Origin of the sequence: Paenibacillus thermotolerans (genome assembly GCF_028745515.1) — a bacterium.
GTDB lineage: Bacteria > Bacillota > Bacilli > Paenibacillales > YIM-B00363 > Paenibacillus_AE > Paenibacillus_AE thermotolerans.
The window spans coordinates 1-17,359 of record NZ_JAQZSG010000014.1; the positions used below are offsets into that span (position 1 = coordinate 1).

General features: G+C 55.6%; 16 protein-coding genes. 4 read left to right on the forward strand and 12 right to left on the reverse strand.

Annotated elements, in window-relative coordinates; all coding sequences use genetic code 11:
* Positions 1-83 precede the first annotated feature (83 nt).
* The 3 genes from rdgB to PT964_RS13240 all read right to left on the reverse strand — a co-directional run bounded on the left by rdgB (position 84) and on the right by PT964_RS13240 (position 2,727).
* On the reverse strand, positions 84-764 hold the full coding sequence (rdgB, locus tag PT964_RS13230; protein ID WP_274363833.1) for an RdgB/HAM1 family non-canonical purine NTP pyrophosphatase: 681 nt from the start codon (positions 762-764) through the stop codon (positions 84-86).
* Complete coding sequence (gene rph, locus PT964_RS13235; protein ID WP_274363834.1) at positions 754-1,524, reverse strand: ribonuclease PH; 771 nt, start codon at positions 1,522-1,524, stop codon at positions 754-756. Before rph ends, rdgB begins: the two co-directional genes overlap by 11 nt.
* Positions 1,525-1,695: 171 nt before the next feature.
* Positions 1,696-2,727 (reverse strand): GerMN domain-containing protein, encoded by a 1,032-nt coding sequence (locus PT964_RS13240; protein WP_274363835.1) that lies wholly within the window; start codon positions 2,725-2,727, stop codon positions 1,696-1,698.
* Positions 2,728-2,859: 132 nt separating this feature from the next.
* On the opposite strand from PT964_RS13240, the gene PT964_RS13245 reads away from it, so the two are divergent.
* Positions 2,860-3,390, forward strand: coding sequence for a phosphatidylglycerophosphatase A family protein (locus PT964_RS13245; RefSeq protein ID WP_274363836.1), 531 nt, complete (start codon positions 2,860-2,862; stop codon positions 3,388-3,390).
* A 3-nt stretch (positions 3,391-3,393) separates the two neighbouring features.
* Here the strand turns inward: PT964_RS13245 and PT964_RS13250 are convergent, their stop codons facing one another.
* The 6 genes from PT964_RS13250 to PT964_RS13275 form a co-directional block, all read right to left on the reverse strand.
* Complete coding sequence (locus PT964_RS13250; protein ID WP_274363837.1) at positions 3,394-4,317, reverse strand: MBL fold metallo-hydrolase; 924 nt, start codon at positions 4,315-4,317, stop codon at positions 3,394-3,396.
* Between the two features lie 158 nt (positions 4,318-4,475).
* Positions 4,476-4,700: a helix-turn-helix domain-containing protein gene (locus PT964_RS13255; RefSeq protein WP_138192801.1), complete on the reverse strand. Its 225-nt coding sequence runs from the start codon at positions 4,698-4,700 to the stop codon at positions 4,476-4,478.
* A gap of 157 nt (positions 4,701-4,857) precedes the next feature.
* Positions 4,858-5,937, reverse strand: a complete 1,080-nt coding sequence (locus PT964_RS13260; RefSeq protein ID WP_274363838.1) for a YhcN/YlaJ family sporulation lipoprotein — start codon at positions 5,935-5,937, stop codon at positions 4,858-4,860.
* A 124-nt stretch (positions 5,938-6,061) separates the two neighbouring features.
* Positions 6,062-6,835: a CAP domain-containing protein gene (locus PT964_RS13265; protein ID WP_274363839.1), complete on the reverse strand. Its 774-nt coding sequence runs from the start codon at positions 6,833-6,835 to the stop codon at positions 6,062-6,064.
* Between the two features lie 117 nt (positions 6,836-6,952).
* The gene (locus tag PT964_RS13270; protein WP_274363934.1) at positions 6,953-8,503 is read right to left on the reverse strand and encodes a glycosyltransferase family 2 protein; all 1,551 of its coding nucleotides are present in this window, start codon (positions 8,501-8,503) and stop codon (positions 6,953-6,955) included.
* Between the two features lie 15 nt (positions 8,504-8,518).
* Positions 8,519-9,700: a glycosyltransferase family 4 protein gene (locus PT964_RS13275; RefSeq protein ID WP_274363840.1), complete on the reverse strand. Its 1,182-nt coding sequence runs from the start codon at positions 9,698-9,700 to the stop codon at positions 8,519-8,521.
* A 175-nt stretch (positions 9,701-9,875) separates the two neighbouring features.
* Between PT964_RS13275 and PT964_RS13280 the strand changes: the two genes are divergently transcribed.
* From PT964_RS13280 to PT964_RS13290, 3 genes are all read left to right on the forward strand, one after another.
* On the forward strand, positions 9,876-11,030 hold the full coding sequence (locus PT964_RS13280) for a YheC/YheD family endospore coat-associated protein (protein ID WP_274363841.1): 1,155 nt from the start codon (positions 9,876-9,878) through the stop codon (positions 11,028-11,030).
* Between the two features lie 370 nt (positions 11,031-11,400).
* Positions 11,401-12,201, forward strand: a complete 801-nt coding sequence (gene asd / locus PT964_RS13285) for an archaetidylserine decarboxylase (protein ID WP_274363842.1) — start codon at positions 11,401-11,403, stop codon at positions 12,199-12,201.
* A 66-nt stretch (positions 12,202-12,267) separates the two neighbouring features.
* Positions 12,268-13,575 (forward strand): aminotransferase class I/II-fold pyridoxal phosphate-dependent enzyme, encoded by a 1,308-nt coding sequence (locus PT964_RS13290; protein WP_274363843.1) that lies wholly within the window; start codon positions 12,268-12,270, stop codon positions 13,573-13,575.
* A gap of 677 nt (positions 13,576-14,252) precedes the next feature.
* Here PT964_RS13290 and PT964_RS13295 read toward each other — a convergent pair.
* Genes PT964_RS13295 through PT964_RS13305 form a run of 3 tightly spaced genes read right to left on the reverse strand, consistent with a single transcriptional unit; the run spans position 14,253 to position 17,309 of the window.
* Complete coding sequence (locus PT964_RS13295) at positions 14,253-15,326, reverse strand: aminopeptidase (RefSeq protein WP_274363844.1); 1,074 nt, start codon at positions 15,324-15,326, stop codon at positions 14,253-14,255.
* Positions 15,327-15,369: 43 nt separating this feature from the next.
* Positions 15,370-16,566, reverse strand: a complete 1,197-nt coding sequence (locus PT964_RS13300; protein ID WP_274363845.1) for an ABC transporter permease — start codon at positions 16,564-16,566, stop codon at positions 15,370-15,372.
* Positions 16,563-17,309, reverse strand: a complete 747-nt coding sequence (locus PT964_RS13305; RefSeq protein WP_425262720.1) for an ABC transporter ATP-binding protein — start codon at positions 17,307-17,309, stop codon at positions 16,563-16,565. The genes PT964_RS13300 and PT964_RS13305 overlap by 4 nt, the downstream gene beginning before the upstream one ends.
* Between the last annotated feature and the right edge of the window lie 50 nt (positions 17,310-17,359).

Below are 17,359 nucleotides of genomic sequence, written 5' to 3' on the forward strand. Positions count from 1 at the left end.
ACAAGTAATGGCGTTTCTCCACTTACTCACAAGCAAAGCCATGGCAAAAGAACAAACAAGGGTGCCTCCCCCATACTAGCGCCCTAAAAGGCACCCCCACCGTTGCCGCCGCTCATCCGCTCCAGCTCGCTCCGCAGCTGAGCAAGCGCGCGTCCGCGGTGGCTGATCCGGTTTTTCTCCTCTTCCGTCATCTCGGCGAACGTCTTGCCCAGCTCCGGCACAAAAAACAGCGGATCGTAGCCGAACCCGCTCTCGCCGCGCGGCTCCGGCACGATGACGCCCTCGCAGGAGCCTTCCGCACGAACCGTTTCGCCCGTAGCGGGGTCGTATAGCGCAAGCGCGCACACAAATCTCGCCGGACTCAACGCAACGTCACCGCCCCCTCCCGAAGTTGCGCCCCCGGCCTCGCGCGCCGCCGCGAGCTCACGCAGCAGCTTCGCGTTATTCCGCTCGTCGGACGACGGCTCGCCGGCGTACCTCGCGGAACGAACGCCGGGCTCGCCGCCAAGCGCATCCACGCACAGGCCCGAATCGTCAGCCAGCGCGGGCAGGCCGAGCGCTTCCGCGGCAGCCCGAGCCTTCTTCTCGGCGTTGCCGGCGAACGTCTCCCGATCCTCGTCCACCTCAGGCACGGCCCCCCCGGCCTCAAGCAAGCTCAGCACCTCAATGCCGAGCGGAGCAAGCAGCGTCCGAAATTCCGCCGCTTTGCCCTTATTCCGAGTCGCCACTACCAGCTTCGACACAAAGACAAGGTCAGACCGCACCGTTACTCACCGCCGCCGATCGGATTTGCTCCGCCGCCTGCCCGAGCGCTTTCCGCTGCTCCTCCATAAACATGCGAATGCCGTGCTCCGCCACGTCCAGCATTTCCGTCAGCTCGCTTCGCGAAAACGGCGCCTCTTCCCCGGTACCCTGCACCTCGACAAGCTTGCCGTTCCCAGCCATCACTACGTTCATGTCGACCTTGCACTGGCTGTCTTCGACATAATTCAGATCCAGCGCAATCGCCCCGTCAACGACACCGACGCTCACAGAAGCCAAAAACTCGCGGACCGGAAAAGCATTGGCGGCAAGCAGCCCCGATTTCTTCAGCTTATCTACGGCCAAAGTCAGCGCAACGAACGCGCCGGTGATCGACGTCGTCCGCGTGCCGCCGTCCGCTTGAATGACGTCGCAATCCAGCGTAATCGTACGTTCGCCGAGCGCTTGCAAATCCACTATGGAGCGGAGCGCCCTGCCGATCAATCGCTGAATTTCCATCGTGCGGCCGCTTAGCTTTCCTTTGGCGGACTCCCGTTGATTTCTCACTTGGGTAGCTCTCGGCAGCATCGAATATTCCGCCGTCACCCAGCCCCGCCCTTGGCCTTTCATAAAGGGCGGAACTTTTTCGTCCACCGTAGCCGTGCAAATGACTTTTGTCGCTCCGACTTCAATCAATACGGAGCCTTCCGCATATTTGTTAACTGCCGGCGTAATCGTCACCGGTCTGATTTCGTTCCATTCTCGGCCATCCGAACGTGCCATGTGCGTCCCCTCCTAATAGCGGTCATGCTGCGTACGCTAGAATATATTGTTCCTAAAGGCATCATCCGTTCATCCTGCCTAGAACTACCTCATATTACCACTCCCGAGGCAAAAAATCATCCGCACCGAAAAAGAAGCGCCCCGTCAAAGGAGCGCTTCAATTCAATCGGTTTACATTTCGTACAGATTTACCCGATTCGGGCGTGTAACCGGCTTCGCGCCATAGTCCTTGTTGTCCGTTCCGACCGCTTGCGCTTTGCCGCCGACGGTAATTTGCACGCCCTCCGCCGCAACCGTGTCGGTGAGCGATAAGACGACGGCTTGCAGCGCTTCCGCAGGAATTTTCTGATCCTCCGTCACAAACGACGAATCGAAATCGACCTTCACGACTTTGCCTTCCGCCGTAACCTTGCTGGCCGTGCCGCCGATGAGCACCGCATCGAGCTTATTCGGATCGAGCGGCCCTTTCGCAAGCTCGGCTACCGTCGCTCCCGCCAAATCGTCGGTTAGCCCGATCATCCTGGTGACCGGGACGTAGTACGTGTAGCTGTCGGCGGTTTGATTCAAGAAATACAGCGTCACCGGGGTCGCATGCGTAAAGTGTACGCCTTCAGGCATTTCTACGTTGATGCCGAACTTCCGGGAAAGAGGCTCATCCAGCGGCGTTCCGGCAACGGGCATTTCCGTCAACCGCTTGCCCTCCACCCATAGCTCCACATAATCGACGGTCGGAAAATCCGTCAGCGCATACGTGACCGCTTCGAGAATTTTTCTTTCCTGCTGCGCCGGATATTGCGTAAACTCCTTCGAGAAGTCGACCGTTGCCGTACGGTCCGTCTTATTCACATCGATCGAAAGCACCTTAGTTCCTTCCGGAAGAAGCGCCGTAAACCCTTCGGGCAGCATGCCTTCCGCAGGGCCGCCCTTCACCATATACTCAAGCGCCGTCTTTGCGTAGTCGACTCCGTCGTATGAGAATCCGAGGCTCAGCGGCGCGACGTAGCCGTCCGCATCCGCGAAATACAACGTAGGCTTATAGTTCGCACGGACTTGCGCGGAAGTTTCCTCGCTCGTGCCGTCCGTATGGACCTGCGGCGGATCGATGGGCTTTGAAGCTTCTTGCGATTTGAACAGCGAACAACCGGACAGCAGCGCAACCGATGCAACCGCGCTTATTGCTAGCATTCTCTTATTGCGAATCATGGTATATTTGCCTCCCCAACGGTTTTGTAATTATGTATACGAGCCTGACGAGCTTTTATAACTACTTTTTGTCCAAACGGCGCATAATACATTGGACGAATCGCTCGACGGCGCTATGGAGGAGGCTTTTTCATGGAATTGGACTATTTTTTAGACAGCAAAAAGGTTGCGGAAGCTACATACGAGTGGCTGGAGAAGCGGGGAGTTCGTCTTGAGGATATTGCGGAGCTGGTTATGTTTTTGCAGAAGGATTATATCCCTTCGTTAACCGTCGAGGAATGTATCCGGAACGTGAAGAAGGTGCTTGAAAAACGCGAGGTGCAAAACGCGATTTTGACGGGGATTCAACTGGACATCTTGTCGGAAAAGGGGCAGCTGTTCGAACCGCTGCAGGATATGGTAAAGCACGACGAAAGCTTGTACGGCATCGACGAGGTGCTCGCCCTGTCCATCGTCAATATTTACGGGAGCATCGGATTTACGAATTTCGGGTACGTGGACAAATTGAAAATCGGCATTTTAAAGAAGCTTAACGACAAAACGGACGGCGAGATTCATACGTTCCTGGATGACATCATAGGCGCGATCGCTGCGGCGGCGTCGAGCCGAATCGCTCACAGCGCTGTGAGCGATAACCGACCCGATCCGCCCACGACAAGGTAAAAATCAGCTTTCCATATAAATGAGATGCGCAATCGTTTCGGACAGCGCGAAGCGAAGCTGGTGCACCGACAGCTTGTCGCCGAATAGCGAACGGCAGATCGCGTAAGCGTCCGGCGAGAGCTCCCGAAGCGCCTTCATCCGCTCGAGCCGCTCGTCGTGATGCTTTCGAATCGCCGCGCAGCGCTCGGCATAATGGCGGAACGGATCCCGATGTCCGGGGAGCGCCTCGGATACCGGCAGCTTTTCCGTTTCGGCAAGCGAAAGTAAAAAGGTTCGAAGCGGATTCATATCCCCCCCGGGTATGTACGAAACATTGGGCGTAATGCCGGGAAGCACATGATCCCCGCAAAAGATGCGGCCGTTTTCCCGATTCAAGAAGCTGAGATGACCCGCGGCATGACCTTCGGTAAGCAACGCTTCGTAATTCGCATCTCCGATACGGAACGTATCGCCCGGGCGGATCGTACGGAAGTCCGCAGGCTGCGGAGAAACCCAGGCGATAAAACCGTGAAGGTGATCCCGCATCGGCCCGGCCAATTCGCCGGGAAGGCCGTGTGCCGTAAATAAATCGAGTATTGCCGAAGCGGTCTCCTCCGCTTTTTCCCCCCATAAGCTTTCCGCCTGTCTCCGGGCTTCCCCGGTGCAATAGACCGGCGCTTTCGAGCGCTCCTGCATCCATCCCGTCATACCGTAATGATCCGGGTGATGATGCGTCAGAACAATGCACGTAACGTCCTTCCATTCCAAGCCGATGGAGGAGGCCGCCTCCTCCCATCGCTCTTCCGCCTGAGGCGTACGGAGTCCGGGATCGATGACCGTCCACCCGTCTGTCCCTCTCACAGCGTATGCGTTCACCCATAATAAAGGAAATGGGAGAGGGACCTTGATTTGTACGATTCCTTCTCCCAAGTCAATTACCGTTTTCATTTTCATTTCCTCCTCCGCCTTTTACGACGATCGGTTAGTGCATGCCTATCATTGTACTCATCGAAAGGAGAAAACTCAAAAACCTTCTTTCTCTCGCTTACCTTGCGGCAAGCGTAAAAAGAAGGTCCATAAGAGGTCCGTATCAAGATTATGGAAGGTTAAATATTTAGCTCCCCGAGCCTGATCAGCTCCACAACCGCTTGAGAACGGCCCTTCACGTTTAATTTCTGCATTACGTTCGAGATGTGGTTTCGAACGGTTTTTTCGCTGATGAAAAGCTGCTGGGCTATGTCGCGAGTTGTTTTGTCTTGTACGAGCAGTTCGAATACTTCCCGTTCACGGTTGGTAAGCAGGAATTTATTCCTATGGTCGTTACCCTTCAAGTGCGTCACCCCTCCTTGCTCGGGATTTGTTTTACAAGGTTAAGGGATACAGTCAACATATATTATGAAGGGTAAAAACTGTTGGTGCCGAGCGCCGGAAAAATAGGCGAATATGTAACGGCCGAAGGAGACTTCCCTCCTCCGGCTTGATTGATTTTTATCGAGCTGTGTTTCTGGGGTTCATCCGCGTAAAGCTGTTATCCATCGTATTGTTTACTGCACTGCGGTTGCGGTAATTGTCGTTGTAGTTGTCCGTAAACGGCTCAACGAAAATCGTGCGCACGAACTGGTTAAAGCCGTTGACCAGCCCGCGCATGCCGCGACGCGTTTGGTCGCCCAAACGGTCCGCATACGTGGTCATTTGCTGCACGAACGCCGGGTCGGAGCTGATATACACGTTGCGGACATCCGGAACGATGTTGCGAACGGTACGGTCGATCATCGTTCTCATCGTCGGAGCCAAATCGCTGTCAGCCGTGCCGACCGCATTCGATCTTCCCCCCATCATGCCCGTGCTGTTCAACCCGACTCTGCCCGACTGTCCGCTGTACATGCCGAACGGGCCGGTCGTTCCGCCGCCGTACGTGCCTGCAGGTCCAGGTGTGCCGAACAGCCCGCCAAGACCGCCGGTCGTTCCTGTCGTTCCTGTCGTCCCCGTCGTTCCAAACCCGGTTCCGGGAGCGGCCGTACCGGTACCGTAACCTGTTCCCGGAGCTGTCGTGCCTCCGTTGAACAAGCCGCCGAGCAAGCCTCCGGCGCCGTTACCGTAAGTGTTCATGTTGGTCCGTCCCGCTCCGTGATCCGTGATCGAGCTGGACAGCCCGCCCGTCCTTCCGGTTCCGGTCGTCGTTCCGCGGGTCGAGAGGCTTCCGGTCATCCCGTTGCCCGTTCCGCGGGTACCCGGGGCGTTCATCCCCGTCACATTTCCACCAGTCCGTCCTTGACGATCTTCCAGCTCCACCGCAACATAAGCGTTTGTTTCACCCACTACGACATGCGCTCGGGAGACGCCGTCAATACCTTCAATCGCCCTTGCTACCTCCCGGTTCACTCTCAGGTTCCGGTTGTTATGCAAGCCGTCACGGTCCGTCCCGAGCCGATCCACGCGATTGTCCATGGAGTACGTTCGGAGACCGTTGCTTTGCATGTTGTCACCGGCGCCTTGGTAGTTGCCGCATGCGGAAATAAGTGCCACGGTTGCGCCGATCACGGTGAAGCGGGCCAATTTCTTGAACATCTTCACACATCTCTCCAATCCTAAGTTTGTGGTGGAAACATCAATTAGGATGCGGAGGACGAGCGGCAAACATTCGCTTGGAACGGGCACAAAGGTTGCATGGAAAGCCAATGATTATAATAACTTACGGTTTCAAAAACATTTGCGTGTACATCGCTCCGCACTTGCCGCCCGATTGAATGCCGATGCCGATATGCGTGTAATCGCTGCTCAAAATATTGGCGCGGTGGCCCGGAGAGTTCATCAGCGCCGTATGTGCGTTTTCAGTCGTCTGATTGCACGCGATATTTTCACCGGCTGCACTGTACCCGATTCCGAAATTGTTCATCATGTTGAACGGGGAGCCGTACGTCGGCGAATCGTGCGAGAAATAATTGTTTTGCGCCATGTCTCCGCTTTTTATTCGGGCTACCCGAGACAAGGAGGCATGTACGGAAAGCGCGGGCAGCCCCGCTTCTTGCCTGGCCTGATTCACCAGCGCCACCATTTGCTGTTCATCCGCCGACAGCGTATACGTCCCCGCTCCCGTATTGTTGCCGGCCGCGGCCCCGGTCCCGTTCCCCTTTCCACCGTTGCCGGCGCCTGCCGACCCGTTCACGGCTCCGTCAAGCTTGGCCCGCGCATACGTTCCGAGTATCGAGCGCAGCGTGGCCGTATCGACGATTCCCGAAACGGTCAACCCGGCAGCCTGTTGATATCCTCGGACGCCTGCGCTCGTCCCTTCTCCGTATAAGCCGTCGATCGGACCTTGGTAATAGCCGATCGACTTCAGCATGGACTGCACGGCGTAAACGTCAGGACCGCTCGACCCGGGCCCGAACGCATAAGCCGACGCGGCGAACATAACGGAAAAGACTATTGCGGAAATCCATATTTTCCATCGTTTATTGCGTTTCACTTCAGTTGCTCCTCCTTTATGAGACGTTAGCAAAGGTTATAATTCCCGAAACGATGCGGATAATATGCCGTGTCACACGAAGAAGCAAAAAAGCCCCCGTTCACAATACAGGGGCTTTCAAGTAATTAATTCCCGTCTGCGGATCTCATCTTTAAAATAAACGCGCGGCCCGATCGTCTTCTGAAGCCATTGCAGCGCCTCGGCATGATCGCCCAAAATAAGCTGCGCCACTGCATTGTTCCGCTTCACATTCGTTGCGCGCCTTCGGTTGGTGCGGAGTACGTTGACCCCGTCGGCCAGTTCGACTTTTAAACCTTCTACGACCGCCATCGAATGGAACAAAGGAGGGACGGCCAAATGCCGGTATCCGATCCGTTGTACCGCTTCCCGGCGAACGGCGTGCGGCACGGCGGTCATCGACGCAAAGCCGAGGCGGTCGGCGCCGAGCATCCGGTTCAAAAATTCCTTCGCCATCGAAACCGAGTCGATCATTTTGACGGATTTATAGAACCGGTTTACATCGTTCAGCGCAATGTCCGCCCCTCCTTGGCATGCTCTCACGAACGGCCGGAGCTTCCGCGCTTCAATCGCGATATCTCCGTCAAGAAACAGCAGCACTTCGCCGCCTGATTCCATTGCGCCCACGGCGCGCCCGACGTCATAACCGAGCGGCTTGGCAAATCTCACCACCTTCGCGCCGTACTTTTCCGCGATATGCGCCGTACGGTCTGTCGAACCGTTGACGACTACGATGATTTCATCCGGATCCAGCTCTCCCGCTTCATCCAGCACTTCGCGGATCGTATGCTCTTCGTTCCTGGCGGCAATAATTACAGACAGCGTTCCGCTTCGATCGGCCGCCTCCGGCAGGGGAGGCGCAGCCGAATAATGTTCGAGCAGCGCCCGATTTCGATCGAGATCGGTCAGTCCCGCGCGGTGCCCCTTCGCCTCGCTTAATACTTGAAGCGCTTCCGCATGATCGCCCAATATCAACCGTTCGACGCTCAATTTTCCGACTCGGCCCGTTCTTTTCCGATTTAGCCTGGAAACTCGTATTTCCGCTGCGCGCGCGATCGACAGCCCCTTGATAACGGCTTTTGCTTGAGCCTTCGGGGGGACGGCGAGCTCCTTAAAGCCGACGATTTTCGCTGCGCGCTTTGATAACGCGTGAGGAACGGCCGTCATGGAGCTGCCCAGCAAATTGCCCCTGCCGAGCAGATGATTCAAAAAGCGCTTCGCCACCGAAGTCGAATGAATGCGCTTCGAATCCGAAAATCCGGAATACCCGTTAAGTACTACATCATGTCCCTTTCGAACCGCGGCGACGTAGCTGCGAAGCTTTGCCGCTGGAATGACGAAATCGGCGTCCAGAAACAGCAGCACCTTGCCTTTGGCCATCTTCGCCCCGATCGAACGCCCGACGTCGTGGCCCAATGCATCCTTATAGCGGATCACCTTCGCCCCGGCAAGCAGCGCCTTCATTGCCGTCTCCTCGGACTTGCCGTTGACAACCGCTATGACTTCTGTGCCGGGCAAAATCGATTTCGCCGACCGGACGACGCTTCCGATCGTTCTGGATTCGTCCTTCGCCGGGACGATAACGGACACAATCGGCCGGGACGCGGACGTTCTTCCTCCCCCTCGCTTGAAGGAGACCTTCGTTTTCATCCGCTTCAACGCCGCTCACCTCCGCTTCCTAGGGCTCCTATAGGCTTTGTAGTACCATGTTTCCATTCTTTTGGCGGTATGCTCCCACAAAAAGCGCTCTTTCACTCGCTGAACGCTGGATTCGCCCATTTGCCGGATGAGCTCGGGCCTCTCGAGCAGCAGGATCGCTTTTTCGGCAATATGTTCATGCATGCTGCGAGGCGGAATGAGGAAGCCGGTTTCCCCGTCAACGATCAGCTCCTTCATCCCCCCCGCATTGGTGGCGATGACAGGCACTCCTGAAGCCATAGCTTCCACGTTGACCAGCCCGAACGCTTCATTTTTAAAGGAAGGAAGGACGGCTAGGTCGGCCATGCAATACCACTGGTGGATCTGATCGTACGGAACATAACGGACAAATCGGACATGATCCTTTATTTTTTTTGCTGCCGCATAAAGCGAACGCACATAAGGAGTGCTCGAGTTATCGCCGTAATCGGCGCTGCCGACAACGAGCAGTATCACTTCCGGATGCCGCTCGATAATAGCCGGCATTGCTTTCAAAATATGATGAACTCCCTTTTTCTCTATTAATCTTCCTACGAAAAGCAATATTTTACGTCCTTCGAGACCGAGCGAGCCGAGCAATTTTGTCCGCAGCTTATCGCCTTCCGAAGTCCATCGGGACACGAAGCGCTTCGAATCGACCCCCAAATAGTTGACTCGAATTTTCATCGCCGCCGACGGAAACTTTTCGGCAACGTACGCTTTTAAAAACTTGGAATTTACGATAATGCAATCGGCGCCGGACATCGCCGCTCGAAGCGCTTCCTTCGAAAACTTTTTATCGGACAAAAAGGTGGTCGAATGGAGCGAAAGCCAGACCTTGCAGCCCGGGTGACGCCGTTTAAACCCCGGGATGAACAAAGGCCGGTTCTCGATTTGTATAATATCGGGACGGAGCCGGCTAATTTCCCGGGATGCCGCCCTAACGTAAGTGCGGCTGGATTTCGTCTGCGGCGGACGAAGATAGCGTACTTCCCCGATCGTCTGCGACGAAGGAAACCCCCTCATCTTTTTCCCGAGCACCCACAAGGAAACACTGCGGCTGATCAATGCTCCAACATGCCTAACCACATTTTCTACGGAGCTGCTTCTTTCAGACGGTATCGGATACGATCCGGGCGTCACGATGGCTACCCGCGGTTTATCACCCATCGGTCGATTCACCGTCCTTTTGATTTATAACATTGTATACATCTGCAGTTGTTTGTTGAGAAAAATAGTCGATTGTACGACAAAAGGAGCTCGTAAGGCATACGTCCAAACGCCGGCGCCACGGTTGCGAATATAGTAGTAAAAGGCGTGACGTTTGTTGAAAGGGGAGGTGCGCGTGTCTGAGAGAATCGTCGGCATATTGGTGAATGACGAGATGTTGAAAGGAATACCGCGTGGCCGCACCGGACATGAGAACATATCTTTCTACGAAGAATGTGCGGCGGAGTACGGTCTTAAACCCGCATATTTCCGCTTGAGCGATATATCGATGCGGCGCGAACAGGTTCGCGCGCTGGTGAAGGAAGGCGCCGAATACCGGTTCAGATCGCTCCCGCTGCCTAAAGTGATACACAATCGTGCGATGTTTCGGAACTATATGAAAGCCGACCGCAAGCTTGAAGCATTATGCGCCTTGAAGGGAACGATCGTATTTAACCGTTGGAACCGATACGGAAAATGGCATGTGCATCAGCTGCTCAAAAAAAACCGCTTGCTTCGTCCTCACCTGCCCGAGACGAAACAAGCGAGCGAGCATTCGATAAACAAGCTGTTCCGCAAGCACGGCGCAATCATCGTAAAGCCGAACAGCAGCTCCATCGGCAGAGGGATCATGAAAATTGAGCGCGAGGAAGACCACAACACGTTCACGTATCCCTCTTCCTCGAGGAAAAGCGTCTTGCAATGGAAAACCGTCCGGTATAAGGGAAAGCTTCCCGCCGCCCTTCTTCGAAGCATCAAAAAAAAGCCTTACTTGGCGCAGCAAAGGTTGAATTTAGCCACGTACGGCGGCAGACCGTTCGATATGAGGGTCTCCGTCCAGCGCGGTATGAAAGGAACTTGGCAAGTGACGGGAATAGCGGCTAAGGTGGCTGGGAAAAACGTATTCGTCACGAACGTCGCGCAAGGCGGCACCGTGCTGCGCCTGGCGGAGGCGCTGCGCGACCACCCTCACCTGAATCCGGCCGCCGTGCAGCAGTCGATCGAGAAGTTTGCGCTTGCGGCCGCCGAGCATTTGAGCGGCTATATCCCGTTCCTTTCCGACGTCGGATTCGACATCGGCGTTACGCCGGAAGGCTTCCCCGTCTTTATCGAGATGAACCTTCGCGACCAGCGCTACGCTTTTTGCGAAGGCGGAATGATGGAGCAATGGAAAAAAACGTACGCCAATCCGCTCGCATACGCCAAATATTTGCTTGATTCGCAAAGCTTGATTCGCAAAGACACGGAAGGGCGGCGGTTAAAAGCCGCTAAGCTCGCTTACAGCTTATAATAAGGAAAGAAGATCGGCCGCCGGCTTCCGAGATGAACGGCGGCCGATTCGTACATATCCGAGACCCTTCTGTAAAGATGATAGGAAAATAGCGCCGGGAGTAGTATAATACTTGCAAGTGTTGATGGGAAAGGTAAGGGATGTATGGAAGAGCTTGAGACGTTAAAAACAAGGCTTCACCGATTGACCGAAGAACTCGTTTCCGGTTGTCCGTTTTGTGCTTCCATTTCAGACGATCAACAGTCCAAGACTCCGGTTTGCTGCACCAAATGGTCGGGGTCCACGCATCCGATCAGCGTGAACGCTGCGACATGTCTTTCCTGCGGTGAGTACCGCCGCTCCAAAATCCATACATAGGTGATAATCCGTTATGACGTGGGATGCCGCTTTTCGTTTGCTGACCCAATTAACCTCTCGTCCCTTACTGGCGCGAATGACCGGCGCCGCGGCCAAATCCCGAATGAGCCGCATGTTGCTGGCTAAATTCGCTTCCTTCTATCGAATCGACATCGCTGAAGCCGAAAAGCCGCTTACCGAATACGAATCGCTGAACGATTTTTTTACCCGGCGGCTTCGCCCGGATGCCCGCCCCATTGACCCCGATGAAGCTTCGCTCGTCAGTCCGGTTGACGGCTTGGTTGTGGAAACCGGCGAAATCCAAGCAGGCAAGCTGCTTCCGGTCAAAGGTCAGGATTATACGGCGGAGCAGCTGCTCGGAGGGTCGCCGCACGCTTCGCGGTATGAGCGCGGAACTTTTGTGGTCATCTACTTGAGCCCGTCCAACTATCATAGAATTCATTCCCCCGTAGACGGCACCGTGCTCGAATGGGATCGAATACCAGGCACCGTCTATCCGGTGAACGACCGCGGAATGCGTCTGATGCCGCAAGTATTGTCGAGCAACGCCCGTCTCGTCACCTATATCCGTCACCCTTCCGGTGTCGTCGGCTTGGTGAAGGTCGGAGCGATGAACGTCAGCTCGATCCAATATGCCCGCCAAGAAGGGCCTCCCGAATCCGTGCGCAAAGGCGAGGAGCTAGCCTTCTTTGAATTCGGATCAACGGTCGTTCTGCTTTTGGAAAAACATATGTTCACTCCGGATGCTTGGCTGCGAGCAGGCGCTCCCGTTCGAATGGGGCAGCGGATCGGAACGCTGAAGAACCTCGAGTGACTTGCAGACGATATTGGTGGTATAATATCTCACACATATTTATCGGAGAGGATGGACCAATACGCTATGAATACTCAAGCCGTCCAGTTGAATGAAGCGATTCGACAAGAGAGCAGGTTCGTGCACGACATGCTCTCAGGTCTCGGGCAAGCTGTCTATTTCCCGAAGGTCGGTATCTTGAACCAATCCGGCGAAGCTAAGGCGAAGGCGAAAAAATTTAACGCCACGATCGGAATCGCGATCGAGAACAATCAGCCGATGCACCTTGCCTTGATACAGGATACGTTATCCGACTATGCGCCTAACGACCTGTATCCGTACGCTCCGCCGCAAGGAAAACCGGAGCTGCGCAAAGCGTGGAGGGAAAAGATGCTCGACGAAAACCCGTCGCTTCGCGGCAAAAGCTTCGGCATGCCGATCGTGACGAACGCGCTTACGCACGGGCTGAGCATCGCAGCCGATTTGTTCGCGGACGAAGGCGACGCCGTCATCATGCCGGACAAAAACTGGGAAAATTACGAGCTGACGTTCGGCGTCCGCCGCGGCGCGCATCTCGCGACCTTCCCGTTGTATAACGAGCAAGGCTTGTTCAACTCCGAAGGGCTGAAGCAAGCGATTTTATCGCAGAAGGAACGGGGCAAAGCGATCGTCGTCTTGAACTTCCCGAATAATCCGACCGGGTATACGCCGACCGAAGCGGAAGCGGACTCCATCCTTCAGGCGGTGCTTGCCGGCGCGGAAGCCGGCGTTTCGCAAGTCGTCGTTACCGATGACGCTTATTTCGGATTGTTCTTCGAGGATTCGGTCAGAGAATCGCTGTTTGGAAAGCTGATCGGACTTCATCCGCGCATCCTCCCGATTAAGGTGGACGGAGCCACGAAGGAAGAATTCGTATGGGGGTTCCGGGTAGGCTTCATCACATACGGCGTTGAATCGTCCGTCATGAGCGACGCGTTGGAGCAGAAGACGCTCGGGATCATTCGCGGCGCATTGTCGAGTACGGCTCACCCGTCCCAAACGATCGTCCTGCGGGCGCTGCAGCATCCCGACTTTGCGAAGCAGCAGGCCGAGAAGGTCGGCATTCTCAAAGCGCGGGCGGTCCGCACGAAGGAAGTGCTCGACAGCGGCAAATACGGGGATGCATGGGAGTACTATCCGTTTAACTCGGGATACTTCATGTGCTTGAAGCTGAAGACCGTTCACGCGGAGACGCTTCGCAATCATATCTTGAACGAATACGGCGTCGGAACGATCGCGCTCGGCGAAACCGATTTACGGGTCGCCTTCTCCTGCATCGAAGAAAGCGACATCGAGGAATTGTTCGACATTATTCATCAAGGCGTGAAAGATTTGGAGCAAGCCGCCGTAATATAAGCGTACGCGCCGCCTGCCGCAATTATTTTGCGGTAAGGCGGCTTTTTTGTTGTGCGCTGCCGCGGCCCATTATGGTAAATTACCGGTCCTCAGCGCAGTACAAAATGGACACCGTATTTCCTTAAATATACTTAGCACCGAAGCTTGGTACGATCGCACCGACTTTCCCGCCGTGCCGCCGAGTTAATACCAATATTTGTTACTAACTCTGCTCCTTTCCCGCCGCATGACCGAATTAGCACCAAAAACTCTCATGTCCATGCGGACACCACCACGTATGAAAGGTGTTAACGGAACCGGATGTCCGCTAATTTTGTCGAAACCGGGCAAAAGGGCTCATTCGCGGAACCGAATGTCCGTTAATTCGCTTGAGTCGCCGGTCATTGGCGGTTTTCGGGCGATTAGCGGACAACTTGTTCCGTTAATTCGCAGTTTTTAGGGGTGAGGCGGTTTTTAGCGGACATTTCGTTCCGTTAACTCCACCGGCGCAATCCGAATGACGGGGACGCTCCGGCGTTAGAACCAAAAGTTGGTGCTAACGTCCCGTGGGCAGCCGGCCCAGCCGGAATTAGCACCAATATTTTGGCATTGCGGCGGGCTAAAGAGATTTTTACTCCGTAGTCGATGAGCTGCCAAGCAAACAAAAGCGGCCCCTCGCGCGAAGGACCGCTTCCTTGTTAAAACACCCATTTGCCGTTCTTTTGGACGAGCACGCCGTCCAGGTATAGTTCCCCGCCGTCGACGAGCCCCTTGACAATATCCCAATGCAGCGCCGATTTGTTGCCGTCCGGTCCGCCTTGCTCATACGCTTGTCCCAGCGCCAAATGCACCGAGCCGCCGATTTTCTCGTCAAACAAAATATCCTTCGTCGGCTGCGTAATGCCAAAGTTGGCGCCAATGCCGAGTTCGCCCAAATACCGGGCTCCTTCGTCAGTATCCAGCGCTTCCTCTAAGAAAGCTTGCCCCTTCTCCGCGCTTGCTTCGATCACTTTCCCTGCCCGGAACGTAAGGCGGATGCCCGATATTTCTCGGCCTCTAAAGACGGTCGGCCATTCGAAATAAATCGTGCCCTCCGTCTTTCTGAAATTCGGCGTGTAGTAAAACTCACCGTCCGGCACGTTGTTTTTCCCGGCGGCGATGATCGCTTTGCGTCCCTCGATATCGACGGTGATGTCCGTCCCGTTCGTTCCGACGATGCGCACCTTGCTTGCCGCGTCGAATTTCTCGGCCGCCGCCAGCATGGACCGCTCCATCTCGGCATAATCGGCGATCGCCGCCCCGTATACGAAGTCCTCGAACTCTTTGAGCGACATCTCCGCATCCTGAGCGAAGGCCGCCGTAGGGAACTTCGTCAGCACCCATTTCGCTTCGCCCCGCATCAGCCGGTCCAGCGCAGGCCGTCTCGACTTGCTCCGGATTCGCATGCGGCTCGAAGGAACGTTCGTCAATTCCTTCGTATTCGTATCGGATAATATGTTCACATACCCGTCCAAATAGTAATACATCAGCTCCGTCCAGCCCGCGAAGCCGACCTGCTCCTCCGTGCCTTCCTTTAACAATAACCCCAGCGTACCGGGCAGGTGAACGTCCGTCATCGGGTGGCCGCCCGCCTTAAGAACGGCCTTATACACCTCTTTTATCAGCGGCGCCGCTTCCGTTGAACCGGAAATTAAAATTTTTTCCCCCGGCGCCACACGAAGCGAGTAGTTTACAAGAATGTCCGCCAGCTTTACAATTCGCGCATCGGTCAAAGCCAGTACCTCCCACGCTCAAGCTTGAGCCAAATAAAATTCGTTACGGTTGTCCGCCGCCCTTCCCGGCACCGGCAATAATCAAGGAAAGCGCGGCGCCGATGCCGGCCGTTCCGGCTGCTGCCCAGAACAGCGGCACGGCAAGCAGCAAAGCGCATAGCAGCTGCGCCTTCCTGACGACGGCGCGAGCCGCCCGCTGCCGGTCGTTCTCGGGAATCGGCGAAACCGCCAAGTGCAGCAGGTCCCTTCGGATGCGCCGCACGCTTCTCAATTGTACTCCGACAAGAAATAAAAACAAAAAATAAATGAGCGGTCCGGTCCACAAGCCGGGAAATAAAAAGAAAAACAAATAGGCAAGCGCGATCAGACGCGCCGCGATCGAATAAATCGACGACCGCAGCAGCGTCCTCCAGTAAAGGTATGTATAAGCGCCCGCCTTGCCCCAAGGGACACCGGCAAGCATCGCTTCGATGACCGGCCGTCTGCGGTACGTCTCTTCACGCCTGGGCAAATCGACGAACTGGTTGAACCAAGCCTCCCAGGCCGCAACCGTTCTGCGCTCCGCCCGGATGAGCCGCTCCCAGTGGACGGCGAAGCGTCTCGGGGCTCTTAGCGCCAGCACATATGCGCCCCAGACCGCGGCGGCAGCCGGTAAAGCTGCGGACGGCGGATGCCGGAACAGGACGCTTACGGCGGCGAATGCGGCAACCGCCTTAACAATCACAAACAGAACGCGAATCCGGTTCGACTCGAATTGCTTTTCCGCCCATGCGCCGTAAAACAAAATGGCCTTCATGAGCAAAACTCCGGCCGCGACGAGCAGGTAAGAAGCCGTACTCCCCCCCAACGCGGAATAAAACGGCCATACCGCGGCGAGAACCGCAACCGTCAACAAGCCGCTGCGGACGGCGCCTGCGCGTTTCGGCGCACGAAAATAAGCATCCATTCTTGATTCCGCGGGACTCAAAAACACAATGTCCGGTTCGATTATATACGTTCGCACGGGATTCCAGAGCAAGACCGGAAGCAATAAGGCGGCCGCTATGAGGGCTAACGAAACCTCGATGCTGCCCGCGCGCTCCACATAGCGCAATGCCGTAACGTAAGCATGAAATCCGCCGAAAATGACGCCCGCGGACACCAGCCCGAAGCCGCTGCCGAACACATACTTCCAGTGGGGCAGCGTTTCCTTGCGTTCCTCCTGACGGCGGCGAAGCCAAAGCTGCTCCAAGTCGTTCATAAGGCGTCACCCACCAAAGTGAAAAAAGCTTCCTCCAGCGGCAGCCCCTCTCTTCCCCCGGCTTTCGCGATCACTTCGTCCTTCGTTCCGAGCGCGACGATTCGCCCTTGATGGAGCACCGCGTACCGGTCGCAATACGTCTCCATCATCGGGATAATGTGCGAGCTGACCATTAAGGCCGCTCCCGCCTTCTTCTCTTCGTCCATCTGCTGAAGCAATGCCCGGACGGCAAGCGGATCGAGTCCGAGAAACGGCTCGTCGATTAAATATAATGGGGGACGGATGAGAAAGGCGCACATAATCATCACCTTCTGCCGCATGCCCTTCGACAAGTGCCTTGCGAACTTGCTTCGCTCCTGCGTCATGCGGAACCGCTCCAGCAGCCGCACGGCACGCTGCTCGAAGTGATCCTTCTCGAGCCCGTAAACCCTCGCCGTAAATTCAAGGTGCTCCCACACCGTAAGCTCGTCGTACAAGAGCGGACTTTCCGGAACGAAAGCGTATGAGCTTCGATAAGCTTCCGCATCCTTGGCCAGCTCCCGGCCGCATACTGTCACTGCCCCTTGATGCGGATGGAGCAAGCCGATAATATGCTTCATGAGCGTGCTTTTGCCTGCGCCGTTCAAGCCGATCAATCCGATCAGCTCGCCGGGCTCAATATGCAGCGTAATGTCGCGAAGCACCGGTTTTTTTCGGCTGTAGCCTCCGACGAGCTGCTCGATCGATAACACTTGGTCCGCCAATAGTTTCACCTCGTCTACCATTATATAATATTGCGCATGGAAAAACCCCC